Here is a 17,207-nt window from a genome sequence, read left to right as displayed (position 1 = left end):
CCGGCGTGGAAATGTTCCGCAAGCTGCTGGACCAGGGTCAGGCAGGCGACAACGCCGGTCTGCTGCTGCGCGGCACCAAGCGTGACGACGTCGAGCGTGGCCAGGTTCTGGCCAAGCCGGGTTCGATCAAGCCGCACACCAAGTTCGACGCCGAAGTCTACGTTCTGTCGAAGGACGAAGGCGGCCGTCACACCCCGTTCTTCAAGGGCTACCGTCCGCAGTTCTACTTCCGTACCACCGACATCACCGGTGCGGTCGAGCTGCCGGAAGGCGTCGAGATGGTGATGCCGGGCGACAACATCAAGATGGTTGTCACCCTGATCAACCCGGTCGCCATGGATGCCGGTCTGCGCTTCGCAATCCGCGAGGGTGGCCGTACCGTCGGTGCTGGCGTGGTTGCCACCATCCTCGAGTAAGCCTGCATGCCGGCGGTCGCATAGCGCTGCCGGTCTGGCGAGTGGCGGGCCGGGAACCTCGGTCCGCCTTCGCCGTCTAAGGGAAGGCAAGTTTTCTACGTACGCCAGTAGCTCAATTGGCAGAGCAGCGGTCTCCAAAACCGCAGGTTGGGGGTTCGAGTCCCTCCTGGCGTGCCATCTGCCCACCTTACCCAGCGGCCCTGCCGCTAAAGCAGACACAGCCTGATGAATAGCAAGATCGAACATTCCAAGGACACCTCCGCGCAAGGCGGGGATATCGTCAAGTACGTCCTCGCATCGTTGCTGGTGCTGGCAGGTCTGTTCGTCTGGTTCTGGTTCTCCGCCGACTCCGGTCGCGCTGCCCAGCTGGGCACGTGGGCGGGTCAGCTGCGTGCGTTGGCGGTCGTGGTCGGCCTGGTTGGCGGTATCGGCGTGTTCATGCTGACCGGCAAGGGGCGCGACACCCGCGAATTCCTCTCCGAGTCGCGTTTCGAACTGCGTAAAGTGGTTTGGCCGACCCGTCAGGAAGCCATTCGCATGACCTGGGTGGTGATTGTCGTCGTCCTGATCCTCAGCTTGCTGCTGGGTGGGTTCGACTTCTTCATCCAGAAACTGACTCAGTGGTTCCTGAGCCGCTAAGGAGAAATGCATGAAGCGTTGGTACGTCGTTCACGCCTATTCGGGCTTCGAGAAGTCGGTGGCGCAGGCTCTGCGCGATCGCATCGTCCGTGACGGCATGGAAGAGCGCTTCGGCGACGTCCTGGTTCCGACCGAGGAAGTGATCGAAATGCGCGCCGGCCAGAAGCGCCGTTCCGAGCGCAAGTTCTTCCCGGGTTACGTGCTGGTCCAGATCGAGACCCACGAAGAAGCGGGTATTCCGCGCATCGACAACGAAAGCTGGCATCTGGTCAAGGAAACCCCGCGCGTCATGGGCTTCATCGGCGGAACCGCCGATCGCCCGCTGCCGATCGCGGATTCCGAGGCCGAGGCGATCCTGAACCGTGTCCAGGAAGGCGTCGAGAAGCCGCGTCCGAAGGTGCTGTTCGAGCCGGGCCAGATGGTCCGCGTCACCGAAGGTCCGTTCAACGACTTCAACGGTGTCGTCGAAGAAGTCAACTACGAGAAGAGCCGTCTGCGCGTCTCGGTGCTGATCTTCGGTCGCGCCACCCCGGTCGAGCTCGAGTTCGGTCAGGTCGAAAAGGCCGTCTGATCTGTATTCACATGCCGCTTCAGGCATGTGAAGAAAAAACCTGATATGCTGCGCGGCTCCCGTTGGGAAGCTGGCGGGACGAGGCCACCGAAAGGTGGCCTTCGGCATGATTTCAAAACGCGATGCCGGGACGCGTGATTCCCGGTCCGATGGGGAGCCTGTTGTCGCAAGGCGCTAGCACCCGGAGAGTACTCACATGGCAAAGAAAGTTGTCGGTTATATCAAGCTGCAGGTGAAGGCCGGTCAGGCCAACCCCTCGCCGCCGGTCGGTCCTGCGCTGGGTCAGCGCGGCCTGAACATCATGGAATTCTGCAAGGCCTTCAATGCCGCCACGCAGAAGCTCGAGCCGGGTCTGCCGGTTCCGGTGATCATCACGGCCTATTCGGACCGTACGTTCACCTTCATCACCAAGAGCACCCCGGCCACCACCCTGCTGAAGAAGGCCGCTGGCATCTCGTCGGGCTCCAAGCGCCCGAACACCGAGAAGGTCGGCAAGGTCACCCGTAAGCAGCTGGAAGAGATCGCCAAGGCGAAGGAACCGGATCTGACTGCCGCCGACCTGGACGCCGCCGTGCGTACCATCGCTGGCTCTGCCCGTTCCATGGGCCTCGTGGTGGAGGGTTAATCAGATGGCACAGAACAAGCGCGAAAAGGCCATCAAGGCCGCCGTTGTCCCGGGTAAGGCGTATGCCTTCGAGGACGCAATCAACATCCTGAAGACCGCCACCAAGGCCAAGTTCGTCGAGTCGATCGACGTTGCTGTGCGCCTGGGCGTCGACGCGAAGAAGTCCGACCAGCAGGTCCGTGGCTCCACCGTGCTGCCGGCTGGTACCGGCAAGTCGGTCCGCGTCGCTGTCTTCGCTCCGGCCGGTGCCAAGGCTGATGAAGCCCTGGCCGCTGGTGCCGAAGCCGTCGGTATGGACGACCTGGCCGAGAAGATGCAGGCCGGCGATCTGAACTACGACGTCGTGATCGCGACCCCGGACGCAATGCGCGTCGTCGGTAAGCTGGGTACCGTGCTGGGCCCGCGCGGCCTGATGCCGAACCCGAAGGTCGGCACCGTCTCCCCGAACCCGGGTGAGGCTGTGAAGAATGCCAAGTCGGGTCAGGTGCGTTACCGCACCGACAAGGCCGGCATCATCCACTGCACCATCGGCAAGGCCGACTTCGCCGAAGACGCGCTGAAGTCGAACCTGACCGCGCTGCTGCTGGACCTGATCAAGGCCAAGCCGGCCACCTCGAAGGGCCTGTACCTGCAGAAGGTGTCGGTCAGCTCGACGATGGGCCCGGGCGTCACCGTCGACCAGTCGTCGCTGAGCCTGAAGTAATCGTTTCAAGCGATCGCGGGTCCCTCGGGTCCCGCGGTCGTGACATTTGAAGGCATCGCCGGCAACCCATCGCCGGTGGTAGCCGTCAAAGACCGCAGGTGCGGTCGTGGTATGCCGGCGACGGGCACGGAAGCTCGATTTGGCAGGGAGTCGCCGCCGGAGCAGCCACGAACGCTTAATCGATTCCCCGGAATCACCCTGCGTAGATGGTGCCCTTCTGGAGTTTTTCTGGTTCACGCACGTCTGGGGTTACCCAGGTTGGCCCACTCCAGGTCTAGAACGGCCCACCCCCCGGAACATCATTCCGATGTTCCCGGCGTCCAGGACGGATGCCGCACAGGACCGCACACGGCAGGAGCCGTAAGCGGAGTTCAATCGGAGGAGTGCAATGGCTCTCAATCTGTCCCAGAAGCAAGAAGTAGTCGCGGAGCTGGCAGACATCGCCGCCAAGGCCCACTCCTTGATCGCAGCCGAATACGCTGGCACCACGGTCGCTCAGATGACCGCGATGCGTAAGCAGGCTCGTGAAACCGGCGTTTTCTTGAAAGTTGTCAAGAACACCCTGGCGTCGCGTGCTGTTGAAGGCACCGAGTTCGCATGTGCACAGGACAAGCTCGTTGGTCCGCTGCTGTACGCGTTCTCGCTTGAGGAGCCCGGCGCTGCCGGTCGCCTGATCAAGGATGCCGCCAAGGGCAACGACAAGCTGCAGGCCAAGGTCGTCGCCATCGGCGGCGAAGTGTTCCCGGCAAGCCATGTCGACGTGTTGGCCTCGCTGCCGACCCGCGACCAGGCCCTGGCAATGCTGGCACGCGTCCTGACCGAGCCGGTCACGATGTTCGCCCGCGCCATCAAGGCAATCGGCGACAAGCAGAATGGTGGCGACGTCGCCGCCGACGCTGCTGAACCGGCCGCCGAGACCGCCTGAGTTTCGACTAATCGTGGTTCCTGACGGAACCTCAATCCAGAAAAACATCCAAAGGTAATTATCATGTCCCTTACCAACGAACAGATCGTCGACGCCATCGCCGAGAAGTCCCTGATGGAAGTGATGGAGCTGGTCAAGGCCATCGAAGAGAAGTTCGGCGTCTCCGCCGCTGCTCCGGTCGCCGCTGCTGTGGCTGGCCCGGCTGCCGTCGTTGAAGAGCAGACCGAATTCGTCGTCACCCTGAAGACCGCTGGCGACAAGAAGGTCGAAGTCATCAAGGCCGTCCGCGCCATCACCGGCCTGGGCCTGAAGGAAGCGAAGGACCTGGCCGAAGCCGGCGGCGTCCTGAAGGACAACGCTTCGAAGGACGAAGCCGAGAAGATGAAGAAGGACCTGGAAGCTGCTGGCGCGACTGTCGAAGTCAAGTAAGCACTTCCTTTGCGTCGCCATCGAAATCCGGCGATGCAGCCAAGGCTGGGGGCGTAAGCCCCCGGCCTTTGGTCGTTGTTGTAGGGCCAGTCAATCGTGGCGCGGTTCTACGGAAATACGGTGAAAAAGCCCAACACGGGCTGCGGTCAAACCCTGGCCGGCCAGCGCAACGCGCGGCGGCGGGGGAGTGGATGCAGACGAGTTGGCAGTTGGAAGTAGCGGGAGAAGGCGTGCTGGTGCCGGCAATACCAGCGACTTCCAACTGACAATTTCAAGTTCCCTTCGGGTCGTGGGCGCACGACTCGCACAACAAGGTGGAAGACCTCATGACGTCCTATTCGTTCACCGAAAAAAAGCGTATCCGCAAGGATTTCGGCAAGCAGCGTTCGATTCTCGAAGTGCCGTTCCTGCTCGCCATCCAGGTGGATTCCTACCGTGAATTCCTGCAGGAAAACGTCGATCCGGCCAAGCGCACGGACCACGGCCTGCACGCTGCACTGAAGTCGGTCTTCCCGATCGCCAGCTACAGCGGCAATGCTGCCCTGGAATACGTCGGCTACAAGCTGGGCGATCCGGTCTTCGACGAGCGTGAGTGCCGTCAGCGTGGCATGAGCTACGGTGCGCCGCTGCGCGTGACCGTGCGCCTGGTGATCTACGACCGCGAGTCGTCGACCAAGGCCATCAAGTACGTGAAGGAGCAGGAGGTCTACCTCGGCGAAATCCCGCTGATGACCGACAACGGCACCTTCATCGTCAACGGCACCGAGCGCGTCATCGTCTCGCAGCTGCACCGCTCGCCGGGCGTGTTCTTCGACCACGACCGTGGCAAGACCCACAGCTCGGGCAAGCTGCTGTACAGCGCCCGCATCATTCCTTACCGCGGCTCCTGGCTGGACTTCGAGTTCGACCCGAAGGACGCGCTGTTCACCCGTATCGACCGTCGCCGCAAGCTGCCGGTGTCGATCCTGCTGCGTGCGCTTGGCTACAGCAACGAAGAGATGCTGGCCGAGTTCTTCGAGATCAACACCTTCCACATCAACCCGGATGAAGGCGTCCAGCTGGAGCTGGTGCCGGAGCGCCTGCGCGGCGAAACCCTGGGCTTCGACCTCGCCGACGGCGACAAGGTCATCGTGGAAGCCGGCAAGCGCATCACCGCGCGCCATATCAAGCAGCTGGAAGCCTCGGGCATTGCCGCCCTGGCCGTGCCGGACGACTACATCGTCGGCCGCATCCTGTCGCACGACGTGGTCGATGCCTCGACCGGTGAACTGCTGGCCCAGGCCAACGACGAAATCACCGACGAGCAGCTGCAGAACTTCCGCAAGGCCGGCGTCGATGCCGTGGGCACCCTGTGGGTGAACGACCTGGATCGTGGCCCGTACCTGTCCAACACCCTGCGCATCGATCCGACCAAGACCCAGCTGGAAGCCCTGGTCGAGATCTATCGCATGATGCGTCCGGGCGAGCCGCCGACCAAGGATGCTGCGCAGAACCTGTTCCACAACCTGTTCTTCACCTTCGAGCGCTACGACCTGTCCGCCGTCGGCCGCATGAAGTTCAACCGTCGCGTGGGCCGCAAGGAAACCACCGGCGAAGCCGTGCTGTACGACCGCAAGTACTACGGCGAGCGTAACGACGAAGAGTCCAAGCGCCTGGTTGCCGCCCACGGCGACAGCTCGGACATCCTGGACGTGATCAAGGTCCTGACCGAGATCCGCAACGGTCGTGGCGTGGTCGATGACATCGATCACCTGGGCAACCGCCGCGTGCGTTCGGTCGGTGAAATGGCCGAGAACGTGTTCCGCGTGGGCCTGGTCCGCGTCGAGCGCGCGGTCAAGGAACGCCTGTCGATGGCAGAGTCGGAAGGCCTGACCCCGCAGGAGCTGATCAACGCCAAGCCGGTGGCTGCGGCGATCAAGGAATTCTTCGGCTCCTCGCAGCTGTCGCAGTTCATGGATCAGAACAACCCGCTGTCGGAAGTGACCCACAAGCGTCGCGTCTCGGCCCTGGGCCCGGGCGGCCTGACCCGTGAGCGCGCCGGCTTCGAAGTGCGCGACGTGCACCCGACCCATTACGGCCGCGTCTGCACCATCGAAACGCCGGAAGGCCCGAACATCGGCCTGATCAACTCGCTGGCCGTGTACGCCCGCACCAACCAGTACGGTTTCCTCGAGACCCCGTACCGCAAGGTCGTGGACGGCAAGGTCTTCGACGAAGTCGAGTTCCTGTCGGCCATCGAAGAAAACGAGTACGTCATCGCCCAGGCCAACGCCCTGACCGATGCCAACAGCGTGCTGACCGAGCAGTTCGTTCCCTGCCGTTACCAGGGCGAATCGCTGCTGAAGCCGCCGGCGGAAGTCCACTTCATGGACGTCTCGCCGATGCAGACCGTGTCGATCGCGGCTGCGCTGGTTCCGTTCCTGGAGCACGATGACGCCAACCGCGCACTGATGGGCGCCAACATGCAGCGTCAGGCCGTGCCGACCCTGCGTGCGCAGAAGCCGCTGGTCGGTACCGGCATCGAGCGCGCCGTGGCGCGTGACTCGGGTGTGACCGTGAACGCCCGTCGTGGTGGTGAGATCGTGCAGATCGACGCCGCCCGCATCGTGGTCAAGGTCAACGAAGCCGAGATCACCGATGCGTCCGATGCCGGCGTCGACATCTACAACCTGATCAAGTACACCCGCTCCAACCAGAACACCTGCATCAACCAGCGTCCGCTGGTGGAAGTGGGCAACGTGGTGGCGCGTGGCGACGTGCTGGCCGATGGTCCGTCCACCGACATCGGTGAACTGGCCCTGGGCCAGAACATGCTGATCGCCTTCATGCCGTGGAACGGCTACAACTTCGAAGACTCCATCCTGCTCTCCGAGCGCGTGGTGGAAGAGGATCGCTACACCACGATCCACATCGAAGAGCTGACCTGCGTTGCGCGTGACACCAAGCTGGGGCCGGAGGAAATCTCCGCCGACATCCCGAACGTCTCCGAGCAGGCGCTGAACCGTCTGGACGAGAGCGGCGTGGTGTACATCGGTGCCGAAGTCCGCGCTGGCGACATCATGGTCGGCAAGGTCACCCCGAAGGGCGAAAGCCAGCTGACCCCGGAAGAGAAGCTGCTGCGCGCGATCTTCGGCGAGAAGGCTTCGGACGTGAAGGACAGCTCGCTGCGCGTGCCGCCGGGCATGGACGGCACCGTCATCGACGTGCAGGTCTTCACCCGCGATGGCATCGAGAAGGACAAGCGCGCCCGTCAGATCGAAGAGTCTGAAATCAAGCGCGTCAAGAAGGACTTCGACGACCAGTTCCGCATCCTGGAAGCGGCCATCTACATGCGTCTGCGTTCGCAGATCGTGGGCAAGGTGGTCAACGGTGGCGCCGGCCTGAAGAAGGGCGACGTCATCTCCGACGCCTACCTGGATGGCCTGAAGAAGGCCGACTGGTTCGTGCTGCGCATGAAGGACGAGGACGCTGCCGAAGCCATCGAACGCGCACAGAAGCAGATCCAGGCGCACGAGAAGGAATTCGAGCGTCGCTTCGCCGACAAGCGCGGCAAGATCACCGCGGGCGACGATCTGGCTCCGGGCGTGCTGAAGATGGTCAAGGTGTTCCTGGCCGTGAAGCGCCGCATCCAGCCGGGCGACAAGATGGCAGGCCGCCACGGCAACAAGGGTGTGGTGTCCAACGTGGTGCCGGTCGAGGACATGCCGTACATGGCCTCGGGCGAAACCGTGGACATCGTGCTGAACCCGCTGGGCGTACCGTCGCGTATGAACATCGGGCAGATCCTGGAAGTGCACCTGGGCTGGGCTGCCAAGGGTCTGGGTCGCAAGATCCAGGCGATGCTGGAAGCCCAGGCGGCGGTCGCCGACCTGCGCAAGTTCCTGGACGACATCTACAACCACGATGACACCAACGTGGCCAACCGTGTCGACCTGTCGCAGTTCAGCGACGAGGAACTGCTGCGCCTGGCCCGCAACCTGTTCGACGGCGTGCCGATGGCCACCCCGGTGTTCGACGGTGCCACCGAAGCGGAAATCAAGCGCATGCTGGAACTGGCCGACCTGCCGAGCAGTGGCCAGACCCAGCTGTATGACGGCCGCACCGGTGAAGCCTTCGATCGCCACACCACCGTTGGCTACATGCACTACCTGAAGCTGAACCACCTGGTCGACGACAAGATGCATGCCCGTTCGACCGGTCCGTACTCGCTCGTCACCCAGCAGCCGCTGGGCGGCAAGGCGCAGTTCGGCGGCCAGCGCTTCGGTGAAATGGAAGTCTGGGCGCTGGAAGCCTACGGCGCGGCCTACACCCTGCAGGAAATGTTGACGGTGAAGTCCGATGACGTGCAGGGCCGCAACCAGATGTACAAGAACATCGTCGACGGTGAGCACGAGATGGTCGCGGGCATGCCGGAATCCTTCAACGTGCTTGTGAAGGAAATCCGCTCGCTGGCCATCAACATGGAACTGGAAGACAACTGATCCACGCCGGCGCGGCGGTCAACGCCGCCGCGCCGCTGGCAGTCAACTGAAAGCCCATCGACACAGCATTCCTCCTTCTGGAGAACACCATGAAAGACCTGCTCAACCTCTTCAACCAGCAGCGCCAGACGCTGGACTTCGACGCGATCAAGATCGCGCTGGCTTCGCCGGACCTGATCCGTTCGTGGTCCTTCGGCGAAGTGAAGAAGCCGGAAACCATCAACTACCGTACCTTCAAGCCGGAACGTGACGGCCTGTTCTGCGCCGCCATCTTCGGACCGGTCAAGGACTACGAGTGCCTGTGCGGCAAGTACAAGCGCATGAAGCACCGCGGCGTGGTCTGCGAGAAGTGCGGCACCGAAGTGACCCTGGCCAAGGTGCGTCGTGAGCGCATGGGCCACATCGACCTGGCTTCGCCGGTCGCACACATCTGGTTCCTGAAGTCGCTGCCGTCGCGCATCGGCCTGATGCTGGACATGACCCTGCGCGATATCGAGCGCGTGCTGTACTTCGAAGCCTACGTGGTGACCGAGCCGGGCCTGACCGCCTTGGAGCGCCGCCAGCTGCTGACCGAAGAACAGTACCTGCAGGCCCGCCAGGAGCACGGTGACGACTTCGACGCCGCCATGGGTGCCGAGGCCGTGTACGAACTGCTGCGCACCATCGACCTGCAGTCGGAAATGACCCGCCTGCGCGAAGAAATCGCCAGCACCGGTTCGGAAACCAAGCTGAAGCGCCTCACCAAGCGCATCAAGCTGATCGAAGCCTTCCTGGAATCGGGCAACCGTCCGGAGTGGATGGTCATGACCGTGCTGCCGGTGCTGCCGCCGGACCTGCGTCCGCTGGTTCCGCTGGATGGTGGCCGCTTCGCGACCTCCGATCTGAACGACCTGTACCGCCGCGTCATCAACCGCAACAACCGCCTGCGCCGCCTGCTCGAACTGAGCGCGCCGGACATCATCGTGCGCAATGAAAAGCGCATGCTGCAGGAATCGGTCGATGCGCTGCTGGACAACGGCCGTCGCGGCCGTGCCATCACCGGCACCAACAAGCGCCCGCTGAAGTCGCTGGCCGACATGATCAAGGGCAAGCAGGGTCGCTTCCGTCAGAACCTGCTCGGCAAGCGCGTCGACTACTCGGGCCGTTCGGTCATCGTGGTCGGTCCGTACCTGCGCCTGCACCAGTGCGGCCTGCCGAAGAAGATGGCACTCGAACTGTTCAAGCCGTTCGTGTTCGCCAAGCTGCAGCGTCGTGGCCTGGCCACCACCATCAAGGCCGCCAAGAAGCTGGTCGAGCGCGAAGAAGCCGAAGTCTGGGACATCCTGGAAGAGGTCATCCGCGAGCATCCGGTGATGCTGAACCGTGCGCCGACCCTGCACCGTCTGGGCATCCAGGCCTTCGAGCCGGTCCTGATCGAAGGCAAGGCCATCCAGCTGCACCCGCTGGTCTGCACCGCGTTCAACGCCGACTTCGACGGTGACCAGATGGCCGTCCACGTGCCGCTCTCGCTGGAAGCCCAGCTGGAAGCGCGTGCGCTGATGATGTCCACCAACAACATCCTGTCGCCGGCCAACGGCGAGCCGATCATCGTGCCGTCGCAGGACGTCGTGCTGGGTCTGTACTACATGACCCGCTCGCTGGAGAACAAGAAGGGCGAGGGCATGGCCTTCGCCAACATCGCCGAAGTCAAGCGCGCCTACGACAACCGCGTGGTGGAACTGCACGCGCGCGTCAAGGTCCGCATTACCGAGGTGGTGACCGACGAGGAAGGCAACAAGCAGAGCAAGACCTCGATCGTGGATACCACCATCGGTCGCGCCCTGCTGGCTGAAATCCTGCCGGAAGGCCTGCCGTTCGCGCTGGCCAACACCGAGCTGACCAAGAAGAACATCAGCCGCCTGATCAACTCCAGCTACCGCCAGCTGGGTCTGAAGGACACGGTCGTGTTCGCCGACAAGCTGATGTACACCGGCTTCGCCTACGCGACCCGCGCCGGCGTCTCGATCGGCATCGACGACATGCTGATCCCGGACGAGAAGAAGGGCATCCTCACCGAGGCCGAAGCCGAAGTGCTGGAAATCCAGGAGCAGTACCAGTCGGGCCTGGTCACCGCCGGCGAGCGCTACAACAAGGTGGTCGACATCTGGTCGCGCACCAATGAGCGCATCGCCAAGGCGATGATGGACACCATCGGTACCGAGAAGGTCATCAATGCCAAGGGCGAGACCATCGACCAGAAGTCGATGAACTCCCTGTACATCATGGCCGACTCCGGTGCGCGTGGTAGCCAGGCGCAGATCCGTCAGCTGGCCGGCATGCGTGGCCTGATGGCCCGTCCCGATGGCTCGATCATCGAGACGCCCATCAAGGCGAACTTCCGCGAAGGCCTGAACGTGCAGGAGTACTTCAACTCCACCCACGGTGCCCGTAAGGGTCTGGCCGATACCGCGCTGAAGACGGCGAACTCGGGTTACCTGACCCGTCGTCTGGTCGACGTGGCGCAGGACGTGGTGATCACCGAGGTGGATTGCGGTACCACCGAAGGCCTGATCATGACCCCGATCGTTGAAGGCGGCGACGTGGTCGAGCCGTTGAAGGATCGCGTGCTGGGTCGCGTGGTTGCCGAGGACGTGTTCCTGCCGGGCAACGACGAAGATCCGATCGTCACCCGCAACACCCTGCTCGACGAAGCGTGGGTCGCCAAGCTTGAAGAGGCCAGCGTGCAGACCATCAAGGTCCGCTCGACGATCTCCTGCGAATCGGCCTTCGGTGTCTGCGGTCGCTGCTACGGCCGCGATCTGGCCCGTGGCCACCTGGTCAACATCGGTGAAGCGGTCGGCGTCATCGCCGCCCAGTCCATCGGTGAGCCGGGTACCCAGCTGACGATGCGTACGTTCCACATCGGTGGTGCGGCATCGCGAGCTGCTGCGGTCGACAACATCACCGTCAAGACCACCGGCTCGGTCAAGTTCAGCAACCTCAAGTCGGTTTCCCATGCCAACGGCTCGCTGGTCGCGGTGTCGCGCTCGGGCGAAATGTCGGTGCTCGATGCGCACGGCCGTGAGCGCGAGCGTTACAAGCTGCCGTACGGCGCAACCATCACCTCCAAGGACGGTGATGCGGTCAAGGCTGGCCAGACCGTGGCCAACTGGGATCCGCATAACCACCCGATCGTTTCGGAAGTGGCTGGTTTCATCCGCTTCATCGACTTCGTCGACGGCATCACCGTCATCGAGAAGACCGATGAGCTGACCGGCCTGGCATCGCGCGAAATCACCGACCCGAAGCGCCGCGGCGCCCAGGCGAAGGATCTGCGCCCGATCGTCCGCATCGTCGATGGCAAGGGCAACGACCTGTCGATTCCGGGCACCGACCTGCCGGCGCAGTACCTGCTGCCGCCGCGCTCGATCGTCAACCTGCAGGACGGCGCTGCCGTCGGCGTGGGTGACGTGGTTGCCAAGATCCCGCAGGAAGCGTCCAAGACCCGCGACATCACCGGTGGTCTGCCGCGCGTGGCCGATCTGTTCGAAGCGCGCAAGCCGAAGGATCCGGCGGTGCTGGCCGAGCGTTCGGGCATCATCAGCTTCGGCAAGGACACCAAGGGCAAGCAGCGCCTGATCATCAAGGACACCGATGGTTCGGAGCACGAAGAGCTGATTCCGAAGTACCGTCAGGTCATCGTGTTCGAAGGTGAGCACGTGACCAAGGGCGAAACCATCGTCGACGGCGAGCCGAGCCCGCAGGACATCCTGCGTCTGCTGGGTGTCGAGCCGCTGGCCGCCTACCTGGTCAAGGAAATCCAGGACGTGTACCGCCTGCAGGGCGTGAAGATCAACGACAAGCACATCGAGGTGATCACCCGCCAGATGCTGCGCAAGGTCGAGATCACCGATCAGGGCAGCAGCAAGTTCCTGAACGGCGAACAGGTCGAGCGCCAGCGCGTCATCGAGGAAAATGCACGCCTGACCACCCGCAACGAGCTGATCGCTCGTTTCGATCCGGTCCTGCTCGGCATCACCAAGGCCTCGCTGGCAACCGAATCGTTCATCTCGGCGGCCTCCTTCCAGGAGACCACCCGCGTGCTGACCGAGGCTGCCGTCCGCGGCACCAAGGACAACCTGCGCGGCCTGAAGGAAAACGTGATCGTCGGCCGTCTGATTCCGGCCGGTACCGGTCTGTCCTACCACGCCAACCGCCGCCGCAACGCGAGCGGGCTGACCGACTCGGAAATGCAGACCCTCGCCGGTACCCCGGCAGCTGCAGCCCCGGTGGCCGTGGCAGCACCGGAAGTGGTGGTGGAATCGACCGACGCCGAGCAGGCCGAGGATTGATCGGCGGGTCCGGCTTCGGCCGGACCTCGATCGGGCAGGGGACGGCCATCGGTCGGTCCCTGCCGTACGGTCCGGCCTCGTGCCGGACAAGCATCACGCAGCACCGGTTCCGGCCGGATCTGCAATCGAGGGCCCGGGCCGCTGGTCTGTTGGCTTTCGATGAGGTAGGATGCCGCCCGGCCCAGCGATGGGTCGGACGACAACCTGAACGGGGGGCATGGAGAAGGCTCCCCTGTAACGGCCCAGGATCAGGGCTGGCTTGGCGTGTGCGCATTTGACCGCGTTTTCGCCAGGTTGCTACAATCGTCTGTCTCAGCAGGCCGGTTTTTCGCCTGCTCGCACATATCCGCATTCATGGCCGGTTTTTTTCGGCCTCTCTCAGAAGAACATACTGATGGCGACGATCAATCAGCTTGTCCGCAAGCCGCGGCAGGCAACCACTTATAAGAGCGCCTCGCCGGCTCTCGAAAAGTGCCCCCAGCGCCGTGGCGTCTGCACGCGCGTTTACACCACTACTCCGAAGAAGCCGAACTCGGCGCTTCGCAAGGTTGCCAAGGTTCGCCTGACCAACCAGGAAGAAGTGATTTCCTACATCGGCGGTGAAGGCCACAACCTGCAGGAGCACTCCGTGGTCCTGATCCGTGGCGGTCGCGTCAAGGATCTGCCGGGTGTGCGTTACCACACCGTTCGTGGTTCGCTCGACGCCTCCGGCGTTGCCAAGCGTCGCCAGGGCCGTTCCAAGTACGGCGCCAAGCGTCCGAAGAGCTAAGGGAAAGCACACATGTCTCGTAAAGGTAATACGCCGCAGCGCGCAGTCCTGCCGGATCCGAAGCACGGAAGCGAAACCATCGCCCGTTTCATCAACATGGTGATGCTGAGCGGCAAGAAGTCGGTCGCTGAAAAGATCGTCTATGGCGCCATGGACGTGATCGGTGAGAAGAACCCGAATTCCGTCGAGCTGGTTCAGAAGGCTCTGGAAAACGTGGCTCCGTCGGTCGAAGTCAAGTCCCGCCGTGTCGGTGGTGCCACCTATCAGGTGCCGGTCGAAGTGCGCGCCTCGCGCAAGATGGCCCTGGCCATGCGTTGGCTGATCGACTCCGCGCGCAAGCGTGGTGAGAACACCATGCCGAAGAAGCTGGCCGCTGAACTGATCGACGCTGCGGAAAACCGTGGCGGCGCCATCAAGAAGCGCGAAGAAACCCACCGCATGGCCGAAGCCAACAAGGCATTCGCCCACTACCGCTGGTGAGTTTGACGGCCTTGTAAAACAGGCAGGGCAGCACCATCTCGGTGCTGCCTCGCGGCCCCAGAAGGGCTGCGCCAATCCGAAGGCCGCCGAAAGGCGGCGTTCGGCCATCCGAAATCCAAGAAATCTGAGAGGCTCCCCGTGGCCCGTTCCACTCCCATCGAGCGTTACCGCAATTTCGGCATCATGGCTCACATCGATGCCGGCAAGACCACCACGTCCGAGCGCATCCTGTTCTACACCGGCAAGAGCCACAAGATCGGTGAAGTGCATGACGGCGCCGCCACCATGGACTGGATGGAGCAGGAGCAGGAGCGTGGCATCACGATCCAGTCCGCTGCGACCACCGCGTTCTGGAAGGGCATGGACAAGTCCCTGCCGGAGCACCGCTTCAACATCATCGACACCCCCGGGCACGTCGACTTCACCATCGAAGTGGAGCGCTCGCTGCGCGTGCTCGACGGCGCCGTCTTCGTGCTGTGCGCCGTCGGTGGCGTGCAGCCGCAGTCGGAAACCGTGTGGCGCCAGGCCAACCGTTACAAGGTGCCGCGCATCGCGTTCGTCAACAAGATGGACCGTACCGGTGCCAACTTCAGCAAGGTCGTTGGCCAGCTGAAGGCGAAGCTGGGTGCCAAGGCCGTTCCGATGCAGCTGCCGATCGGCGCTGAGGAAGGCTTCAAGGGTGTCGTCGATCTGCTGAAGATGAAGGCCATCCATTGGGATGAGGCTTCGCAGGGCATGAAGTTCGAGTACAGCGATGTGCCGGCCGACCTGCTCGCTGAAGCGACCGAAGCCCGTACCTTCATGATCGAAGCGGCTGCAGAAGCCAGCGAAGAGCTGATGGACAAGTACCTGGGCGGCGACGAGCTGACCGAGGCCGAGATCATCGAAGCCCTGCGCGTGCGCACCCTGGCCACCGACATCGTGCCGATGTACTGCGGCTCGGCGTTCAAGAACAAGGGCGTGCAGGCCATGCTGGACGGCGTGATCCAGCTGCTGCCGTCGCCGATCGACGTGCCGGACGTGACCGGTACCGACGTTGACGATGAAACCAAGGAAATGAGCCGCAAGTCTGACGACAAGGCTCCGTTCTCGGCCCTGGCCTTCAAGATCATCACCGATCCGTTCGTCGGCGCGCTGACCTTCTTCCGTGTCTACTCGGGCACGCTGAATGCAGGCGACCAGCTGCTGAACTCGGTGAAGGGCAAGAAGGAGCGCATCGGCCGTATCCTGCAGATGCACTCCAACAACCGCGAAGAAATCAAGGAGGTTCTGGCCGGCGACATCGCCGCTGCCGTGGGCCTGAAGGACACCACTACGGGTGACACCCTGTGCTCCATGGATCAGCCGATCATCCTCGAGCGCATGGTGTTCCCGGAGCCGGTCATTTCGATGGCTGTCGAGCCGAAGACCAAGTCCGACCAGGAAAAGATGGGTCTGGCACTGGGTCGTCTGGCACAGGAAGATCCGTCGTTCCGCGTCAAGACCGACGAAGAATCCGGCCAGACCATCATCTCGGGCATGGGCGAGCTGCACCTGGACATCATCGTTGACCGCATGAAGCGCGAGTTCAACGTTGAAGCCAACGTCGGCAAGCCGCAGGTGGCGTACCGCGAAACGATCACCCTGTCGGACGTGAAGTCGGACTACAAGCACGCCAAGCAGTCTGGTGGTAAGGGTCAGTACGGTCACGTCGTGATCGAACTGTCGCCGATCACCGAGGCCGATCGTGCAGATCCGAAGATCGCTGCCGGCATCAAGGACGACTTCCTGTTCATCAACGACATCACCGGTGGCGTGATTCCGAAGGAATTCATCCCGTCGATCGAAAAGGGCCTGCGCGAAACCATCACCAGCGGTCCGCTGGCTGGCTTCCCGGTCGTGGACGTCAAGGTGAAGCTGGTGTTCGGCTCGTACCACGACGTCGACTCCTCGGAAATGGCGTTCAAGCTCGCTTCCTCGATGGCCTTCAAGGAAGGCTTCCGCAAGGCCAAGCCGGTCCTGCTGGAGCCGATCATGAAGGTCGAGATCGTGACCCCGGAGGATTACCAGGGTGACGTGATGGGCGACGTCAGCCGTCGTCGCGGCGTTCTGCAGGGTTCTGATACCACCGGTGACGGTTCGGCCAGCATCATCAACGCGATGATTCCGCTGGGCGAAATGTTTGGCTACGCGACCTCGCTGCGTTCGCAGACCCAGGGCCGCGCCACCTTCACGATGGAATTTGACCACTACGAGCCGGCGCCGAACAACATCGCCGACGAAGTCATGAAGAAGGCCTGAGCGTAACGCTCAGGTCCTCCAAACCACTTACGAACCAATAAGGTAGAAAGAAATGGCAAAGGGTAAGTTCGAGCGCACCAAGCCGCACGTCAACGTCGGCACCATCGGTCACGTCGATCACGGCAAGACCACGCTGACCGCCGCACTGACCAAGATCGGTGCCGAGCGCTTCGGTGGCGAGTTCAAGGATTACTCCGCGATCGACGCCGCGCCGGAAGAAAAGGCACGTGGCATCACGATCTCGACCGCGCACGTCGAATACGAATCCACCGTTCGTCACTACGCCCACGTCGATTGCCCGGGTCATGCTGACTACGTCAAGAACATGATCACCGGTGCTGCCCAGATGGACGGCGCGATCCTGGTGTGCTCGGCCGCTGACGGCCCGATGCCGCAGACCCGCGAGCACATCCTGCTGTCGCGTCAGGTCGGCGTGCCGTACATCGTCGTGTTCCTGAACAAGGCCGACATGGTTGACGATGCCGAGCTGCTGGAACTGGTCGAAATGGAAGTCCGCGAGCTGCTGAGCAAGTACGACTTCCCGGGCGACGACACCCC

The 17,207-nt window shown here is 62.9% G+C and carries 13 protein-coding genes and 1 tRNA gene; all 14 read left to right on the top strand.

What is annotated here, in order from left to right:
* Positions 1–416 (top strand): EF-Tu/IF-2/RF-3 family GTPase (locus QOL57_RS21385; RefSeq protein WP_343238823.1); only part of this gene is annotated, 416 nt, incomplete at its 5' end.
* Between the two features lie 101 nt (positions 417–517).
* A tRNA-Trp gene (locus QOL57_RS21380) sits at positions 518–593 on the top strand.
* Positions 594–641: 48 nt separating this feature from the next.
* A complete protein-coding gene (secE, locus tag QOL57_RS21375) occupies positions 642–1,055 on the top strand; it encodes a preprotein translocase subunit SecE (protein WP_089238987.1) in 414 nt (137 codons plus the stop codon).
* A 10-nt stretch (positions 1,056–1,065) separates the two neighbouring features.
* Positions 1,066–1,626: a transcription termination/antitermination protein NusG gene (gene nusG / locus QOL57_RS21370; protein ID WP_025879350.1), complete on the top strand. Its 561-nt coding sequence runs from the start codon at positions 1,066–1,068 to the stop codon at positions 1,624–1,626.
* A 196-nt stretch (positions 1,627–1,822) separates the two neighbouring features.
* Entirely contained in the window at positions 1,823–2,251 is a 429-nt protein-coding gene (rplK, locus tag QOL57_RS21365; RefSeq protein WP_004145248.1) for a 50S ribosomal protein L11, read from the top strand.
* Positions 2,252–2,255: 4 nt separating this feature from the next.
* Positions 2,256–2,954: a 50S ribosomal protein L1 gene (gene rplA, locus QOL57_RS21360; RefSeq protein WP_089238989.1), complete on the top strand. Its 699-nt coding sequence runs from the start codon at positions 2,256–2,258 to the stop codon at positions 2,952–2,954.
* A 388-nt stretch (positions 2,955–3,342) separates the two neighbouring features.
* A complete protein-coding gene (gene rplJ, locus QOL57_RS21355) occupies positions 3,343–3,879 on the top strand; it encodes a 50S ribosomal protein L10 (RefSeq protein ID WP_089238991.1) in 537 nt (178 codons plus the stop codon).
* 63 nt (positions 3,880–3,942) lie between these two features.
* Positions 3,943–4,308, top strand: coding sequence for a 50S ribosomal protein L7/L12 (rplL, locus tag QOL57_RS21350; protein WP_025879347.1), 366 nt, complete (start codon positions 3,943–3,945; stop codon positions 4,306–4,308).
* 326 nt (positions 4,309–4,634) lie between these two features.
* Positions 4,635–8,789 (top strand): DNA-directed RNA polymerase subunit beta, encoded by a 4,155-nt coding sequence (gene rpoB / locus QOL57_RS21345; RefSeq protein ID WP_089238993.1) that lies wholly within the window; start codon positions 4,635–4,637, stop codon positions 8,787–8,789.
* 89 nt (positions 8,790–8,878) lie between these two features.
* A complete protein-coding gene (gene rpoC / locus QOL57_RS21340; protein ID WP_089238995.1) occupies positions 8,879–13,120 on the top strand; it encodes a DNA-directed RNA polymerase subunit beta' in 4,242 nt (1,413 codons plus the stop codon).
* A gap of 394 nt (positions 13,121–13,514) precedes the next feature.
* Entirely contained in the window at positions 13,515–13,889 is a 375-nt protein-coding gene (rpsL, locus tag QOL57_RS21335) for a 30S ribosomal protein S12 (protein WP_025879344.1), read from the top strand.
* 12 nt (positions 13,890–13,901) lie between these two features.
* On the top strand, positions 13,902–14,369 hold the full coding sequence (gene rpsG / locus QOL57_RS21330; RefSeq protein WP_089238997.1) for a 30S ribosomal protein S7: 468 nt from the start codon (positions 13,902–13,904) through the stop codon (positions 14,367–14,369).
* 138 nt (positions 14,370–14,507) lie between these two features.
* Positions 14,508–16,649, top strand: a complete 2,142-nt coding sequence (gene fusA, locus QOL57_RS21325; RefSeq protein WP_089238999.1) for an elongation factor G — start codon at positions 14,508–14,510, stop codon at positions 16,647–16,649.
* 52 nt (positions 16,650–16,701) lie between these two features.
* The coding region (locus QOL57_RS21320; RefSeq protein ID WP_283401539.1) for a GTP-binding protein at positions 16,702–17,207 on the top strand (506 nt) is incomplete at its 3' end.

The organism is Stenotrophomonas sp. yr243, assembly GCF_900184195.1.
Taxonomy (GTDB): domain Bacteria; phylum Pseudomonadota; class Gammaproteobacteria; order Xanthomonadales; family Xanthomonadaceae; genus Stenotrophomonas; species Stenotrophomonas lactitubi.
This window is presented reverse-complemented; position numbering and strand designations above follow the sequence as displayed.

Coding starts and splice junctions, on each gene's coding strand:
- rplJ (WP_089238991.1), top strand. CDS start 3,343: ATGGCTCTCAATCTGTCCCAGAAGCAAGAAGTAGTCGCGGAGCTGGCA.
- rplK (WP_004145248.1), top strand. CDS start 1,823: ATGGCAAAGAAAGTTGTCGGTTATATCAAGCTGCAGGTGAAGGCCGGT.
- rpsG (WP_089238997.1), top strand. CDS start 13,902: ATGTCTCGTAAAGGTAATACGCCGCAGCGCGCAGTCCTGCCGGATCCG.
- rpoC (WP_089238995.1), top strand. CDS start 8,879: ATGAAAGACCTGCTCAACCTCTTCAACCAGCAGCGCCAGACGCTGGAC.
- nusG (WP_025879350.1), top strand. CDS start 1,066: ATGAAGCGTTGGTACGTCGTTCACGCCTATTCGGGCTTCGAGAAGTCG.
- secE (WP_089238987.1), top strand. CDS start 642: ATGAATAGCAAGATCGAACATTCCAAGGACACCTCCGCGCAAGGCGGG.
- rplA (WP_089238989.1), top strand. CDS start 2,256: ATGGCACAGAACAAGCGCGAAAAGGCCATCAAGGCCGCCGTTGTCCCG.
- rpsL (WP_025879344.1), top strand. CDS start 13,515: ATGGCGACGATCAATCAGCTTGTCCGCAAGCCGCGGCAGGCAACCACT.
- rplL (WP_025879347.1), top strand. CDS start 3,943: ATGTCCCTTACCAACGAACAGATCGTCGACGCCATCGCCGAGAAGTCC.
- rpoB (WP_089238993.1), top strand. CDS start 4,635: ATGACGTCCTATTCGTTCACCGAAAAAAAGCGTATCCGCAAGGATTTC.